Below are 14,126 nucleotides of genomic sequence, written 5' to 3'. Positions count from 1 at the left end.
CCTCCTTTGGTTCTAGCTCATGAACATGCGGGCACGTTGCCATTCGTGCCGCATCTGCGAAATTTCCAGCCCCGGGCTCACGGCCCCGAAGTCGTCCGGCGTCAGGTGCGCGACCCGCTCGACGGCGGCAGCGACGTCGTCGTGCGCCTTTCGCAGCACCCGCTGCCCGGCGTTCTGGCCGAGAGGGATGGCGCGCACGGCGTTTTGCGTCAGGGTGGTGACCGCCGCGAAAAGGTACGCGGCGAGCGCTTCCTCGTACGGCACGCCGAGCGAGCGCGCGACGACGGCGAACGCCAGCGGCTGATGACCGGCGGCACGGCCCGTGGTCAGCAGGGCCCGATACGCTTTCAGCTCCGCCGAGGGAAAGACTTCGCTGCCGATCTCGATCAGCCGCCCGCCCATCTTGGTACTGGCCTCCCGCAACTGCCGCGGCAGTAGCTGTGCGCTCAGATGGGCATCCAGCTCCCCCACGTCCGCCCCCTTATAAAGGAACCGAATGGCCAACCCATCCGAATAGGTCAACTGCTGCCCCACGAACGCGGACAGCCACACCCTAAAACTTCCTTCATCAGATACGAGCCCACGGTCGATGTAGGTCTCGAACCCGAGCGAGTGAGCAAACGCCCCGGTAGGCAACGCGGAGTCAGTCAGCTGCTGGAGGGCTAGCTGATAGGTCACGTCAGCCCCCTCAAGGCGAGACGACAAGCAGCCGACCAGCGGCCCAGGAGACTAGTGCGTGTGTTCAGCATGGCGGAAAGGCACCGGCATTACGCGTTCCTGGCGGTCGTAGGGCACGCCGACGTGTTTGAGGTAGTCCTCGACCGTGTGGTCGTACTGGCACACCATGACTTCGGCCCCGTACTCGGAGTCGGCGTCGAAGAATTGGGCCTGCAGGTGCCGGTTGCCCAGGGAGTGCGCCACCACGCCCATTTCGTAGATGCTCCGCGCGGCGATGACCAGGACGTCGGTCGGCAGCACGGAGATCACGATGAGGTTCGCATCCTCGACGGCGAGGATGTCGCCGTCGCGCAGGTCCCCGGATCCGGCGGGGAGGCGGATGCCGAGCTCCTTGCCGTGGTCCGTGGTGACGCGCTGGATGCGTTTGACCAGTTGGGCGCTGGGCAACACAACCTTCTCCTTATGGAGACCCGCATACTGTTCGGGATTGGGCAGTTCGTTCAGATTGCCCAGGATCTTTTCGATAATCATCAGTTTCTCCGGCGATTTAGAAAAGGAAGTAGCGCTGGGCCATGGGCAGCACGTCGGAGGGCTCGCAGGTGACGTCTTCGCCGTCGACCGTCACCCTGTAGGTCTCGGGGTCGACGGCGATATCCGGCGTCTCGCCGTTGAACTTCAAGTCCGCTTTGCTCAGCTTCCGGATGCCGGACACCGGCCGGATGACCCGTTCAAGGCCGAGTTCTTCCGGGACCCCGGCCTCGATGGCCGCCTTGGACAAGAAGGTGATCGAGGACTCCTGCAGGGCCTTGCCGTGGGTGGCGAACATCGGGCGCATGGTGCGCGGTTGCGGGGTGGGGATGGAGCCGTTGGAATCGCCCATGAGTGCGTAGGCAATCTGCCCGCCTTTGAGGACCAGTTCGGGCTTCACGCCGAAGAAGGCCGGATTCCAGAGGACGAGGTCGGCGAACTTGCCCACCTCCACGGAGCCGATGGAGTCCGCCATGCCCTGCGCGATGGCCGGGTTGATGGTGTATTTGGAGATGTAGCGCTTGATCCTGAAGTTGTCGCTTTCCCCGCCCAGGCCGTTTGCAGCGCCGTGGCTTGCTCCGGACGGGTCCTTGAGGACGCCTCGCTGCCGCTTCATGGCATCGGCTACCTGCCAGGTGCGGATTACGACTTCGCCCACGCGGCCCATGGCCTGGGAATCCGAGGATGTCATGGAGAAGATCCCGAGGTCCTGGAGCACGTCTTCCGCCGCGATGGTCTCGGCCCGGATGCGGGAATCGGCGAACGCCACGTCTTCCGGAATGTCCGGGTTGAGGTGGTGGCACACCATGAGCATGTCCAAGTGTTCTTCGATGGTGTTCCGCGTGTACGGGAGCGTGGGGTTGGTGGATGCCGGGAGCACGTTGGGCAGTCCGGCGATCTTGATGATGTCCGGAGCGTGCCCGCCGCCTGCTCCTTCGGTGTGGAAGGTGTGGATCACGCGGCCGTCGATCGCCTTGATGGTGTCCTCCACGAATCCGCACTCATTGAGGGTGTCGGTGTGGATGGCTACCTGCACATCGTATTCATCGGCCACGCGCAGTGACATGTCGATGGACGACGTCGTGGCGCCCCAGTCCTCATGGACTTTGAGGCCCACTGCGCCTGCACGGATCTGTTCGGCCAGCGGCTCGGTGGCAGAGGCGTGCCCCTTGCCCAAGAGGCCGATGTTGATCGGGAGCCCCTCCGCCGCCTGCAGCATCCGCGAAATGTGCCATTTGCCGGGCGTGATGGTGGTGGCCTTGGTACCTTCGGCCGGTCCCGTGCCACCGCCCACCATGGTGGTGACGCCACTGCACAGGGCAGTGGGGACCTGGTCCGGGGAAATGTAGTGGATGTGGGTGTCAACGCCGCCTGCGGTGAGGATCTTGCCCTCCCCCGCGATCATCTCGGTACTGGCGCCGATCACGATGTCCACGCCGTCGGCGATCTGCGGGTTCCCGGCTTTGCCGATCTTGAAGATGTGCCCATCCTTGAGCGCCACATCGGCCTTGTAGATTCCGGTGTAGTCAAGGACAACCACGTTCGAAATGACGGTGTCCGGGACGTCAAGGGCCTGGTCCGAAGCTGCGTTGGATTCGGGCAAGCGGCCGTCGCGGGTCACTTGGCCGTTCTGCCCCATGCCGTCGCGCACCACTTTGCCGCCGCCGAACATGACCTCTTCGCCGTAGACCGTGTAGTCCTTTTCAATCTCGAGGAAGAGCTCGGTGTCAGCCAGGCGGATGGCGTCGCCCGTCGTCGGGCCGTAAAGGTCTGCGTACTGCTTGCGCGAAATTTCAAAGCTCACTGGGCTGTCCCTTCTTTGCTGGCTCCGGGCCCTTCGGTGGCAGCGGCAGCGCCGCCGTCGTTCTCTCTGGTGCCGGAATCAAGCGATCCGTTGACGGCGTTCCGTAGGCCGTAGACCTCCCGGTTGCCCGCAAGGGCCACCAGTCTGACCGTCTTGGAGTCGCCAGGTTCGAAGCGCGCAGCCGTGCCTGCGGGGACGTCAAGGCGGCGGCCGTGGGCGGCCCCGCGGTCAAAATCGAGGGCCGGGTTCGCTTCGGCAAAGTGGTAGTGCGATCCCACCTGAACGGGACGGTCACCACGGTTGACCACCTCGACGGCGATTGCCCCGCGTCCGCTGTTGCACTCAATGGGCTCTGCCTGGAGCCGGTACTCACCGGGAATCATGGTGGCCTCCTAGCGGATGGGGTCGTGGACGGTGACGAGCTTGGTGCCGTCTGGGAAAGTGGCTTCAATTTGGACATCATGGATCATCTCGGGCACGCCCTCCATGACGTCCTCACGGCGAAGCAGCGTTGTCCCGTAGCTCATGAGATCGGCGACGGTTTTTCCGTCTCGGGCACCCTCAATCAGTTCGTAGCTGATGATCGCGACGGCTTCGGGAAAGTTGAGTTTGAGCCCGCGGGATTGCCGGCGGCGCGCGAGGTCGGCCGCGACCACGATCATGAGCTTTTCCTGCTCACGGGGCAAAAGATGCATCGGTTCTCCTTAAAAGTTGTGTGCTGCAGAGGCGGACATCAGTTCACTCAAGACTCAGAAAAGCCGAGGACGTCGGGGCAGCTACTACGGTTATAACGCCAAACGTCAGACGTATCCAGTTCGCCCATTCACCGCTCCTCCCGAACAGATTGTGACCAGCCTAAGCCGACCAGGTTTCAGCCAGATTTCCGCTACCGCTTCCTCAAACTTTCTTGACCCTATGCTTCCTGACCTGCCAGACGACCAGGATCGCCACCGCAACAACCGCCACCACAGCTGCAGCACCCCGGCCCACCGTGCGGGCCACTTCCTCGTATGAGTTTCCAGCCACAAAACCGAGCGTCACGAACAAGGACCCCCAGACGATGCCGCCGCTGAAGTTCCAGCACGCGAAGCGCCGGTAGGGCATGCGGCTGAGTCCGGCGAGAGCCGGCATGACGGCACGGAAAAAGGCAGTAAACCGGCCCAGGAACACGGCGAGGCCGCCCTTGTCTTTGAGGAAGTCCTCGGCCCTTTGCAGTTGGGCACGTCTCTTGTCCAGGATCTTCAGGGCCATCACCCGGGGACCAAAGTGCTTGCCTATTTCGTAGCCCACGGTGTCGCCCGTGATCGCGGCAGTCACAACAATGGCGATCATGAGCCACAAAGGGAAGATTCCACGGCTTGCAATCACCCCGCCCACCACAGCCGCCGTTTCGCCGGGGATCACAAAGCCTACAAAAATTGCGTCCTCGGCGAAGACGAGGGCGAAAACTATGCACCCGATCAGGAGCGGGCTGGTATTCAAGAGTCCATCCAAAAGGGCCTGCATGAAGAACAGTCTCGCAGTTGAAGGCGCGCTTGGGCAGAAAAAGAGAAAAGGCGCGGTTGCCCGCGCCTTTCACAATGGTGGGCCCTGTGGGGATCGAACCCACGACCCACGGATTAAAAGTCCGATGCTCTACCAACTGAGCTAAAGGCCCCTGCCGACTGTAGAAACAGCCATGAATACTGTACCCCAAGCTTAGGGGCGTTTTGACACAGCCGGGCGCCCGCGCCGTCGTTACCTCTTTTGAACCGACTGCCCGTAGCGTTCTCCCCTCTTTTGAACCAAACCCCGACGACGACCCACGGCAGCAACGGCATGTCGCCGCCCCCGCGGATCCAAACCTGGGGAGAACGCGACGGCGCCGCCGAGGGCCCCGGCATCATCCACCGTTCAAGAGTGCACGAGCGAAGGCACAGGAGTAGCGTTGGGGCATGAGCGAACAATCGGGACCTCCTGTGTACGGCGGGGCAAATAGGCATCACAAGCCGAAACCCTTCGCGCCGGTTGACTTCGAGCCGTTTGCCGGCGGAGCGGACCCCGCGCGTGTGTCCGAAGCCGCGCACCTTGCCGCCCAGGCCCTCGTGCGGCGAGGCCGCGATAGCGACGATCCTAAGATCACCAGGCGCCTGGTGAAGCTCGCCGACGAGCAGGGCCTCGAAGCCATCGCCGAGATGTGGGCCGAGAGCCCGGCGCGGTCCTTGCCCGGCGCTTTGTGGCGGCTCTATGCACTGCGCGCGGCGACCATGCAGAACTCCGAGCGCATCTCCGTGTACTTCAAGGCCGGCCGGGACACCGCACAGGTTTCACACGTTGTGGCAGGAGCCGCGGAGCCGCCGGGAGCCGACGAAATGAAGCAGATGGCGGACGCCATCCTCTCAGGAGCGTTCGACGGCGATTTCGACGTCGCGCTGGAACGCTCGGCTGCGTTCTGCCGCGTCGTCGCGCTCGGCCAAGCCACCCTGGCGGACAGCGCAGAACATTCCAATGAGGGTCACGCGAGCAAGTTGACCCGGAACTCGCATCAGCTCGTCAAAACCGCTGAGGACCTTGAGCACGCCGCCAACGCGTGGCGCCTCGGTGAGTTGGATTAACGTGAGACCTCAGGGTGAGGGGCCGCCGAAATCACCCCGACCGCCAGCTGTCAATGTTGACTTAGTTCGGCCGACGTAGAAAACTGAAACTGGTGTCGAACCGCGAAACCCCCGGGCTTCAACTTATAGCCGCTTCGAGCGGCCTACCGCCGAGAGGCGTATCCGGTTCGGCACCATTTTTATGCCTTTCGGCGAAGACGCCGCTCAGTCCCCGTCCACCTCGCCCACCGGAAGCCAAATGAAGCTGCGTCTCTTCCCTCAAGAACCCGCCGGTTTGCAGTTGCTTTCGCAGATGGCTCGTCAGATTCTTGAGGCCACAGGGACGCTTTCCGAGATTTTCGGAGCCCCTGTCGCGGAGCACGAACGGCTTGTGGAAGAGATGCACGAACACGAGGCGAAATCCACAGATCTGCATTTCGCCTTGCTGACCCACATGCGCACGAGCTTCGTGAACCCGCTCCCCCGCGAGGACATGTACGCCCTTTCGCGCTTCCTCAACGAGGCAATGGAGAAACTGGACGCCGCTGGCGAGCTCGTGGCCCTCTATAAGCTGGACCGGCTGCCTAAGCGCGCGGCGGATCAGTTGGAGATCATCAGCCGCCAGGCAGAACTCACGGTTGATGCCATGCGCCAGCTGGACGACCTGGACGAGCTCGAGGACTACTGGATCGAGGTCCTCCGGCTGGCCAAGCGTGCCGAGCGCAGCCACCGGACCTGGGTGGCAGAGATGCTCCGAGACATGAAGTCCGCACAGTTTTCGAGGAACCGTGACGTAGCCAACCAACTGGTGGACGTCACCAAGGACATGCGCCGCGTCGCCACCCAGGTAGGCAGTATCATCGTCAAGGAAGCATGAGGTGATGGTCGCGTTCTTCGCCCTCGTGGTGACGCTGGCGGCTGGGTTCGCGTTCCTCAACGGCTTCCGCGATGTCTCCACCGCCGTCGCGCTGTCCGTGCGTACCCGCGCCCTCACTCCTTCTGTTGCCGTGCTTTTGGCGGCGGTTTTCAACTTCGCCGGCGTTCTGCTCAGCGGCGGTTTCGCCCTGATTTTCAGCCAGTCGTGGGTGGCTCTTCCCTCGGGCATGAATGGGCTGACGGTACTCGCTGCGGGGTTGTGCAGCGCCATCCTCTGGGGAACCTACGCTTGGTGGCGCGGGGTGCCTCTCTCATCAACCCATGCCCTCGTGGGAGGCCTGGCCGGCGCCGGAGTTGCAAGCGCGGTCATGGGGGGAGGCCACATCAACGGGGTGGACAGTATCATGCTGGTGCAGGTGGTCCTGCCGCTGCTGCTGTCCCCTATGGTCGCCTTCATTGGCGCCTACCTCCTCGTGTGGCCTGTCACGTGGGCGGCGCGCTACACCCAGCCCGATGTTGTACACGGCCGTTTCCGCCATGCCCAGTCCGTCTCGGCAGCCGCGGTGGCATTCGGCCATGGACTGCAAGACGGGCAACGAACCGTGGCCGTGATACTGCTGGGCGCTGTGGCGGCAGGAGTGTCCGACCACGACGACCTCCCGTTCTGGGTCATCCTCCTGACGGCTGTCATGCTCACGGCGGGAACACTTTGTGGCGGCTGGCGAATCTCCTACACCTTGGGTTACAAGCTGACCAGGGTGGACCCGTTGCGTGGATTCGTGGCCCAGAGCCTGACCTCGCTCATGCTGTTTGTCGGTGCCATCGGGCTCCATTTGCCGCTTTCCACCACCCACACTGTGACGTCGGCGGTGCTCGGAGCAGGAACCAACCAGAACTTTTCCGTCACCAACCGTCGGATGGTGCTGCGGATCCTGGGGTTCTGGGTCGCGACGCCGGTCGTCACCGCCGCGGTGGCGTTCGTCCTTGGATTAGCCCTCTCGCCGCTGTCGCGCTGACCAGCGAGCCGCGCTGAGTGTGGCAGCTTCATTCAGGACCCCTATGACGGCCTGATCCAGGACCACCTTGCGACCCGCCGGACCCAATGTGACGGTTTGATTTAGGACCACCACGAGTCTTGTTTCATCTGATGAGACGAGCGTTGGAGGTCCGGATGAGGTTGCGCGTGGAGTTGTTCGCGAGGATCCGCAGGGATCCCCGAGTGGAGGGATTGTCGATCCGGGAGCTGGCAAGGCGGCACCAGATCGGCAGGGACACTGTCCGCCAAGCTTTGGTGAGGCCCGGGGCAGGCGCGAGAACCGGATCAAGACCCTGAAAACACCGGCCTGGGCAAACTGAACCGTCCCGGGAATCATGCCGCCTGTTTGTTGGCGGCGTGATTCCCGGGACGGTTCAGGATGTGTAGATCCCAATACCGCTGGCGGTCCTACGCCCGGTTTCAGTGCAGTTGTTGTAGCTAGAGATGTCTGGGCAGTTGTATTCGATGCTCTGCCCAACATTCTTTGTTGCCGTCGCACCTGTGGCTCTCCACTGGGAATCGAAACTGAACGTTGTGTCGACCTGTGTCCGGTGAGTTCCGTCCCAAGCGCTGAAACCACGCCGGTCGCCGTACATCACTTGACCATGCCAAGGCATCGGGCGGACAAGCGGGTCGCGGATAAAGATGCGGTGTCGGAAGACCCACGGCAGGACCGTCTGCTGGGCCGCCACGGCGCCCCTCGCTCCCGGAGCAGCCCCTGAGCCGACAGGCTGCATCAGGGCCTGCTCGGCCAAGGTGGGAGTCGCGCGCGGCGCCTCTGCTGATGATTCCACCGCGAAGGCCGAGACTGCGGACGTCGTTGCACCCGGCAGCTGAGTAGGCACACTCAACGCCGTAGAAGCCAAGCCCACTCGTGCCGATGGCGGTGCTATTGCCGCTCCACAGGCATTGTTGGTGGGCTCTCCGACCGGAATGACTTCATACATGTTCTGCAACGACGTTGTTGGCGCAGCGTCTGTGTATTCGTTGGCGCAAGTAATGCCGATTAGTGTAGCGGTGCCACGTGCGCCTGAGCGGCTGCCGTAATGGCTTCCTGCGGATACGAAGTCGAACCAACATAGATCTTGCTGGTATCGACGTTCTTCACCTCAAGAACCGAAGCGATCTCAAAATTTCGGTCTTCTGGAGTTGCGCCAGAAGTCTGCGAATTCTCAATCTTCGCTTCAAAGAAAGCCTTCATCAGGACTTCACTGTCCGCAGCCGGCAAGGCGCCGACCTGATATGTGTTCTTGATCCCGAGCCTCTTCAGCTCGTTCACGGGGCCGGCGGCAAAGGAATTGTAGCCGTCTCAGTGAGAACCAAAGGAACACGCAGAGCTGCTGCTGCGCTTGCAGCCGTCGCCGTGTCGCTTGCGTTCACCCCACTGGCTATGAAGGCATCGCTTGAGCTCTGAGCAAACTTCTGGGCGACGGCCTCTGACAGGCCGATTCGCCCAGGGCCGTTGATCATCTCGACGGTTGCAACTTTGGAAGCGATAGAGCCATAGATCGGGAACTTCGGCGACCAGTCTGGACCGATGAGCAGACCCCTGGAAGGCTTCAGATAGTCGAGCGCCGCAAGTGTAGCGGTGTCTTGGCTACCTCCGCCGCCGTCAACGACGAGCAACGGCGCGCCGAGCTTAGCCGCCAAAGGAGTGGCAATGGCGATAGCGTCAGGATAGGTGTTCTTCACAAGAAGAACTGTTGATACGCCTGGAGCAAAATTTGCCTTGGCCGTGGTTGATGTCCACGACGGACCATCCGAAACGGCCAGTCGGACTGTGGCCGGAATTGCGGCCGAAGCGGGCGCGGCCACTAGCGTCGCGCCCGACAAAACAACGGAAACTGCCAACCCTACGGTTGTACAGCCTCCGACCCATTTTTTGATTTTCAATTGTTCCCCCAAGAATTATTCAATCGAGTCTGGGCCGGTGGGGCACTATGCAAGCCGCAACGCCCTCCCAGACAAGACCACAGGGTACTCGATATGCAGCTCTTGGTTCGCCGCTGGCATCGCACCGGCGTGTTTATGACCGTCGGGAAGGGGCCCAGTATCTTCGACGAATGCGGTCTGCCTTTCCCATTGTCCGCTCCGAGCAGGTCGCGGACGGCACACCGTGATCGGTAGAGCGCGCTTCGCTGGCGCTGGTCGTCAAGGTCGTGGGTGGTCCTGGATCGGACCGCCTCCATGGTCCTGAATCAGGTTGACATACTCACCCAGCTAGGCACGCAAAAGCCCGACGGCGGCAGTCACCTTCCAAGGTGACCATCGCCGTCGGGCTTTTCGCATCGATTGCTCCCCAACAGTCGTTTTGGACGTCTAAAACGACCGTTGCTCAGCAATCGATGGAGATTCCGAAGTGGTTATCCGAAGCGGCCGGAGACGTAGTCTTCCGTGGCTTTCTGGGACGGGTTGTTGAAGATGGTGGTGGTGTCCGCGAACTCGATGAGCTTGCCCGGCTTGCCAGTGCCGGCAATGTTGAAGAACGCCGTCTTGTCGGAAACGCGCGCTGCCTGCTGCATGTTGTGGGTCACGATCACCACGGTGTACTCGTCCTTGAGCTCATTGATGAGGTCTTCGACGGCCAAGGTGGAGATGGGGTCCAGCGCGGAGCAGGGCTCGTCCATGAGGATAACCTGCGGTTCCACAGCGATGGCGCGGGCAATACAGAGCCGCTGCTGCTGGCCGCCGGAGAGTCCGGAACCCGGCTTCGCCAGGCGGTCCTTGACCTCGTTCCACAGGTTGGCGCCACGGAGCGACTTCTCCACGAGCGCGTCGGCCGCACCCTTTGTGATCTTCTTGTTGTTCAGCTTGACGCCGGCCAGCACGTTGTCGCGGATGGACATCGTGGGGAACGGGTTGGGGCGTTGGAAAACCATGCCCACCTGGCTGCGGACAGTCACCGGGTCCACGCCGGCACCGTAGAGGTTGTCGCCGTCGAGCAAGACTTCACCCTCGACGCGCGCGCCCGGCAGCACCTCGTGCATGCGGTTCAGCGTGCGCAGGAAGGTGGACTTGCCACAACCGGACGGGCCAATGAACGCCGTGACCGATTTGGCTTCGATGCTGATGTTGATGCCTTCAACGGCCAGGAAACTGCCGTAGTAGACGTTCAGATCCTTGACGTCGATCCGCTTAGACATGGTGTTCCTTCGGTGCTGTGGTTGGAAGTTTGCAGGTGGCCTGGCGGCTCAACGGCCGGCCTTGGGGGCGAAGATCCGGGCGATCAGCCTGGCGCCGAGATTCAGGAGCATCACCAGGATGATCAGGACCAGCGCGGCACCCCATGCCCGCTGGCTCGACGCGTCCGGGTTGGACGGCGAGGTCGGGTTCAGGATCTGCGTGTAGATGAATGTAGGCAGCGAGGCCATCCAGCCGCCAAATACGTTGTTGTTGATGGTCGTGGCAAAACCTGCGGTTACCAAGATCGGTGCCGTCTCGCCAATAACGCGGGCAATCGCCAAGGTGACGCCGGAAGCGATGCCGGAAATCGCCGTCGGGATGACCACTTTGAGGATGGTGCGCCACTTGCGAACACCCAGCGCGTAAGCCGCCTCACGGAGCTCGTTGGGGACGATCTTGAGCATTTCCTCGCTGGAGCGAACCACAACCGGGATCATCAAGACTGAAAGCGCGACGGCGGCGACCGCACCGGTCTTGGTGCCCGGGCCGACCACGGCGAAGAAGAAGGCCGCGGCAAAGAGACCTGCCACGATCGAGGGGATCCCGGTCATGACGTCGACGAAGAACGTGATGGCACGGGCGAGGGCCCGGTCGTTGCCGTACTCGACGAGGTAGATCGCAGTCAGCAGGCCCACCGGCACCGAGATGACAGTGGCCAGCAGGGTGATCTGCACGGTGCCCAGGAGCGCGTGGTAGATGCCGCCGAGGACCTTGGTCCCTTCATCGACGCTCTTGTTGTCGAGGGCGCCTGTGACGCCATTCATGGATGTCGTCAGGAAGCCGGGGGTGATGATGCCCGGGATGCCATTCACCAGGACGGTCCAGATCACCGAAATCAGGGGCAGCAGCGCCACAAGGAATGAGCCGACAATAAGGCAAGTCGCGAGTTTGTCGCGCGCCTTGCGGCCGCCTTCTACGGCCGCGCTCCAGCCGACCAGCCCGATCGTGAAGAGGATGGCGGAGACGAGGCCCCAGCCGAAGGCGTTGAAGCCGATCAGTGCAAGGATCGCTGCGCCGAGTACCAAGGCAACGGCAAGGACGACGTAAGGTGCGAAGTCGGGCAACTGGCCCTTGGTCAGGGCAGAGCGTTTGCGCGCCACGGGGGCTGTGACAGTCATTAGTTGGCTCCCGAGAATTCTTTGTGCCTGGTGATGATCCAGCGTGCAATCATGTTGACACCGAGGGTGATGACGAACAATACCAAACCGGCTGCGATCAACGTACTGACCTTGAGTCCGCTGGCTTCAGGGAAGTTCAAGGCAATTTCCGCGGCGATGGTCTGGTTGCCGGACTGGATCAGGCTTGCGGTCAGGACCCCGGAGGACAGGACCAGCGCTACGGCCATGGTCTCGCCAAGTGCACGGCCGAGGCCCAGCATGATGGCGCTCACGATACCCGGGCGGCCGAAAGGCAAAACAGCCATCCTGATCATTTCCCAACGCGTCGCGCCGAGGGCCAGGGCGGCTTCTTCGTGGAGCTTCGGGGTCTGCAGGAAGATCTCACGCGAGAGGGAAGTGATGATCGGCAAGACCATGACGGAGAGGACGATGCTCGCGGTCAGGATGGTCTTGCCGGTAGCCGAGGCCGGCCCTTGGAAAATCGGCAACCAGCCCATGGTGCTGGCCAGCCAGTTGTAGGCGGGCGAGATCTGGGGGGCAAGGAATGCCGCACCCCATGCGCCGTAGACAACGGAGGGAATGGCAGCCAGGAGGTCCACCACGTAGCCAAGGCCCGAGGCAAGCTTGCGGGGCGCATAGTGCGAGATGAACAAGGCGACCCCGATGGCAACGGGGGTAGCGATCACAAGCGCGATGACGGCGGCAATCAGGGTTCCCACCACGATCGGCCCAATGTAGGCGAAGAAGCCGTGGCCGCCTTGGATATCGGCAGGTGGAGCCACAAGGGCCGGAATGGCTTGGATTACAAGGAAAAGTGCGACGCCGAAAAGGACCAGGAGGATCAGGCATCCCGCGGCCAGGGTGGCTCCGGAGAAGACCTTGTCCCCGGCGCGTCCGGCACCTTGGGAAGTGGTCAAGGAGTTGGTGGTCACTTCACGATCCTTCAGATTCACTCAAAAATGGCCAAGTTCCCCGCCCCGCCCGGCGATGTTTCACCGGTGCGGGACAGGGAACCTCGGTATTCAGGGTAGTGGTGCCGCGGTCCGCAGCACCACTACCCCATTGTGGTCCTTAGGCCTTGGCCTTGATGGAGTCAACAGCCGTCTTTGCCTTGTCCTGCAGCGCCTTGGACAGCGGAGCGGACTTGGCAGAGCCGGCTGCGGCCTGCTGGCCGGCGTCGGAGACTACGTAGCTCTCGAAAGCCTTGACCAGGTCAGCGGTTTCCTTCTTGTCGTAGGTGGTGCAGACGACATGGTAGGAAACAAGGACAACCGGGTAGGCGCCGGCAGCGGTGGTGGTGCGGTCAAGCTTGATGGAGAGGTCGTTGGCTGCGCGGCCAGCAACGGGCTTGCCGAGTTCAACAGCCTTGGCGGCAGCGCCGGCGGAGATCTTGACGAAGTCCGAGCCAACCTTGATCTGCGCGGTGCCAAGCTTGCCGGAGACTGCGGAGTCGTCAGCGTAGGTTACGGCACCCGGGGTGTCCGTGACGGTCTTGACGACGCCGGAGGTACCCTTGGCGTTCTCGCCCTTCAGGGATGCGGGCCAGAGGCCAGCAGCCTTGTCGGTCCAGACGTCCGGAGCCGCTGCGGCCAGGTAGTCGGTGAAGTTCTGGGTGGTTCCGGAATCGTCAGAGCGGTTGACCGGGGTGACCTTGAGGTCCGGAAGCGTGACGCCGGCGTTCAGGGCGGCGATGGCGGGATCGTTCCAGTTGGTGATCTGGCCGCGGAAGATCTTGGCAACCGTGGTTGCGTCGAGCTTCAAGTCCTTGACGTTGGGAATGTTGAAAGCAACGGCGATCGGGGAGATGTACACCGGGACGTTGATGGCGCCGTCGGTGCCGCACTTGGTCTTGGAGGTGGCGAGCTCGGCGTCAGTCAAGTAGGCGTCAGAACCTGCGAACTGAGCGGAGCCGTCAAGGATGGCCTTGCGGCCTGCGCCCGAGCCATCCGGGGAGTACTGGACCGTGGCACCCGGGTTGGCCGAAGCGAAGCTGGTCTTCCAGGCGTCCATTGCGGCGCCCTGCGCCGAGGAGCCGATACCGGTCAGCGTGCCGGTGACCTTGACGCCCGCGGCGGACTGGGTTGCTGCCGGCGTGTTGGTTGCATTGTCCGAACCGCAAGCGGTCAGCGCAAGGGCGCCGACTGCGAGGACCGCGATTGCCGCGTTGCGGCCGAAGCGAGTTACCTTCACTGGATGTACCCCTTCCAGGGATTATCTGATGCGTGCCGAGGGAGAAAGTCGGCCTACCAAAGATTTGCGTACGAGTTTGTACCTTGATCGACGGTAGGAGCCGCAGGTAACGGGACCGGCGGTCCAAAGTGAACGGAAGG

General features: G+C 62.5%; 15 protein-coding genes and 1 tRNA gene. 3 read left to right on the top strand and 13 right to left on the bottom strand.

The features are described 5' to 3' along the window. Positions 1-12: 12 nt before the first annotated feature. The 7 genes from LFT43_RS00750 to LFT43_RS00720 form a co-directional block, all read right to left on the bottom strand. Positions 13-678, bottom strand: a complete 666-nt coding sequence (locus LFT43_RS00750; RefSeq protein WP_395800316.1) for an urease accessory protein UreF — start codon at positions 676-678, stop codon at positions 13-15. Between the two features lie 51 nt (positions 679-729). Beyond that, positions 730-1,209 carry an urease accessory protein UreE gene (gene ureE, locus LFT43_RS00745; RefSeq protein ID WP_395800314.1) on the bottom strand — a complete coding sequence of 160 codons (480 nt, stop codon included), beginning with the start codon at positions 1,207-1,209 and terminating at the stop codon, positions 730-732. A 16-nt stretch (positions 1,210-1,225) separates the two neighbouring features. Then, a complete protein-coding gene (gene ureC, locus LFT43_RS00740) occupies positions 1,226-3,010 on the bottom strand; it encodes an urease subunit alpha (protein WP_395800312.1) in 1,785 nt (594 codons plus the stop codon). After that, the gene (locus LFT43_RS00735; RefSeq protein WP_395800310.1) at positions 3,007-3,393 is read right to left on the bottom strand and encodes an urease subunit beta; all 387 of its coding nucleotides are present in this window, start codon (positions 3,391-3,393) and stop codon (positions 3,007-3,009) included. The genes ureC and LFT43_RS00735 overlap by 4 nt, the downstream gene beginning before the upstream one ends. Before the next feature lie 9 nt (positions 3,394-3,402). Next, a complete protein-coding gene (locus LFT43_RS00730; RefSeq protein WP_184740677.1) occupies positions 3,403-3,705 on the bottom strand; it encodes an urease subunit gamma in 303 nt (100 codons plus the stop codon). A gap of 202 nt (positions 3,706-3,907) precedes the next feature. Next, the gene (locus LFT43_RS00725) at positions 3,908-4,516 is read right to left on the bottom strand and encodes a DedA family protein (protein ID WP_395800308.1); all 609 of its coding nucleotides are present in this window, start codon (positions 4,514-4,516) and stop codon (positions 3,908-3,910) included. A gap of 75 nt (positions 4,517-4,591) precedes the next feature. Further along, positions 4,592-4,667: transfer RNA gene (locus tag LFT43_RS00720), tRNA-Lys, on the bottom strand. A gap of 277 nt (positions 4,668-4,944) precedes the next feature. Between LFT43_RS00720 and LFT43_RS00715 the strand changes: the two genes are divergently transcribed. From LFT43_RS00715 to LFT43_RS00705, 3 genes are all read left to right on the top strand, one after another. Further along, positions 4,945-5,604, top strand: coding sequence for a hypothetical protein (locus LFT43_RS00715; protein WP_078106945.1), 660 nt, complete (start codon positions 4,945-4,947; stop codon positions 5,602-5,604). Positions 5,605-5,842: 238 nt separating this feature from the next. After that, positions 5,843-6,460, top strand: coding sequence for a DUF47 domain-containing protein (locus LFT43_RS00710; RefSeq protein ID WP_265980650.1), 618 nt, complete (start codon positions 5,843-5,845; stop codon positions 6,458-6,460). 4 nt (positions 6,461-6,464) lie between these two features. Continuing rightward, entirely contained in the window at positions 6,465-7,475 is a 1,011-nt protein-coding gene (locus LFT43_RS00705) for an anion permease (protein ID WP_395800305.1), read from the top strand. Positions 7,476-8,501: 1,026 nt separating this feature from the next. Here the strand turns inward: LFT43_RS00705 and LFT43_RS00700 are convergent. The 6 genes from LFT43_RS00700 to pstS form a co-directional block, all read right to left on the bottom strand. Next, positions 8,502-8,774: a hypothetical protein gene (locus LFT43_RS00700; protein ID WP_395800303.1), complete on the bottom strand. Its 273-nt coding sequence runs from the start codon at positions 8,772-8,774 to the stop codon at positions 8,502-8,504. Beyond that, a complete protein-coding gene (locus LFT43_RS00695; protein WP_395800301.1) occupies positions 8,771-9,388 on the bottom strand; it encodes a hypothetical protein in 618 nt (205 codons plus the stop codon). The genes LFT43_RS00700 and LFT43_RS00695 overlap by 4 nt, the downstream gene beginning before the upstream one ends. A gap of 470 nt (positions 9,389-9,858) precedes the next feature. Next, positions 9,859-10,638 (bottom strand): phosphate ABC transporter ATP-binding protein PstB, encoded by a 780-nt coding sequence (gene pstB, locus LFT43_RS00690; protein WP_395800299.1) that lies wholly within the window; start codon positions 10,636-10,638, stop codon positions 9,859-9,861. A gap of 48 nt (positions 10,639-10,686) precedes the next feature. Continuing rightward, positions 10,687-11,796, bottom strand: a complete 1,110-nt coding sequence (gene pstA / locus LFT43_RS00685) for a phosphate ABC transporter permease PstA (RefSeq protein ID WP_395800297.1) — start codon at positions 11,794-11,796, stop codon at positions 10,687-10,689. Further along, positions 11,796-12,728: a phosphate ABC transporter permease subunit PstC gene (pstC, locus tag LFT43_RS00680; RefSeq protein ID WP_395800295.1), complete on the bottom strand. Its 933-nt coding sequence runs from the start codon at positions 12,726-12,728 to the stop codon at positions 11,796-11,798. Before pstC ends, pstA begins: the two co-directional genes overlap by 1 nt. 139 nt (positions 12,729-12,867) lie before the next feature. Beyond that, entirely contained in the window at positions 12,868-13,986 is a 1,119-nt protein-coding gene (gene pstS, locus LFT43_RS00675; protein WP_395800293.1) for a phosphate ABC transporter substrate-binding protein PstS, read from the bottom strand. Positions 13,987-14,126: the final 140 nt, after the last annotated feature.

The sequence above is a fragment of the Arthrobacter sp. FW306-04-A genome, assembly GCF_044358315.1.
In the GTDB taxonomy this organism is placed as follows: domain Bacteria; phylum Actinomycetota; class Actinomycetes; order Actinomycetales; family Micrococcaceae; genus Arthrobacter.
This window is presented reverse-complemented; position numbering and strand designations above follow the sequence as displayed.

What these genes read in the sequence shown, in the direction of transcription:
- ureE (WP_395800314.1), bottom strand. Translation starts at nt 1,209, where the DNA reads ATGATTATCGAAAAGATCCTGGGCAATCTGAACGAACTGCCCAATCCC.
- LFT43_RS00735 (WP_395800310.1), bottom strand. Translation starts at nt 3,393, where the DNA reads ATGATTCCCGGTGAGTACCGGCTCCAGGCAGAGCCCATTGAGTGCAAC.
- LFT43_RS00730 (WP_184740677.1), bottom strand. Translation starts at nt 3,705, where the DNA reads ATGCATCTTTTGCCCCGTGAGCAGGAAAAGCTCATGATCGTGGTCGCG.
- LFT43_RS00725 (WP_395800308.1), bottom strand. Translation starts at nt 4,516, where the DNA reads ATGCAGGCCCTTTTGGATGGACTCTTGAATACCAGCCCGCTCCTGATC.
- LFT43_RS00715 (WP_078106945.1), top strand. Translation starts at nt 4,945, where the DNA reads ATGAGCGAACAATCGGGACCTCCTGTGTACGGCGGGGCAAATAGGCAT.
- LFT43_RS00710 (WP_265980650.1), top strand. Translation starts at nt 5,843, where the DNA reads ATGAAGCTGCGTCTCTTCCCTCAAGAACCCGCCGGTTTGCAGTTGCTT.
- LFT43_RS00705 (WP_395800305.1), top strand. Translation starts at nt 6,465, where the DNA reads ATGGTCGCGTTCTTCGCCCTCGTGGTGACGCTGGCGGCTGGGTTCGCG.
- pstB (WP_395800299.1), bottom strand. Translation starts at nt 10,638, where the DNA reads ATGTCTAAGCGGATCGACGTCAAGGATCTGAACGTCTACTACGGCAGT.
- pstA (WP_395800297.1), bottom strand. Translation starts at nt 11,796, where the DNA reads ATGACTGTCACAGCCCCCGTGGCGCGCAAACGCTCTGCCCTGACCAAG.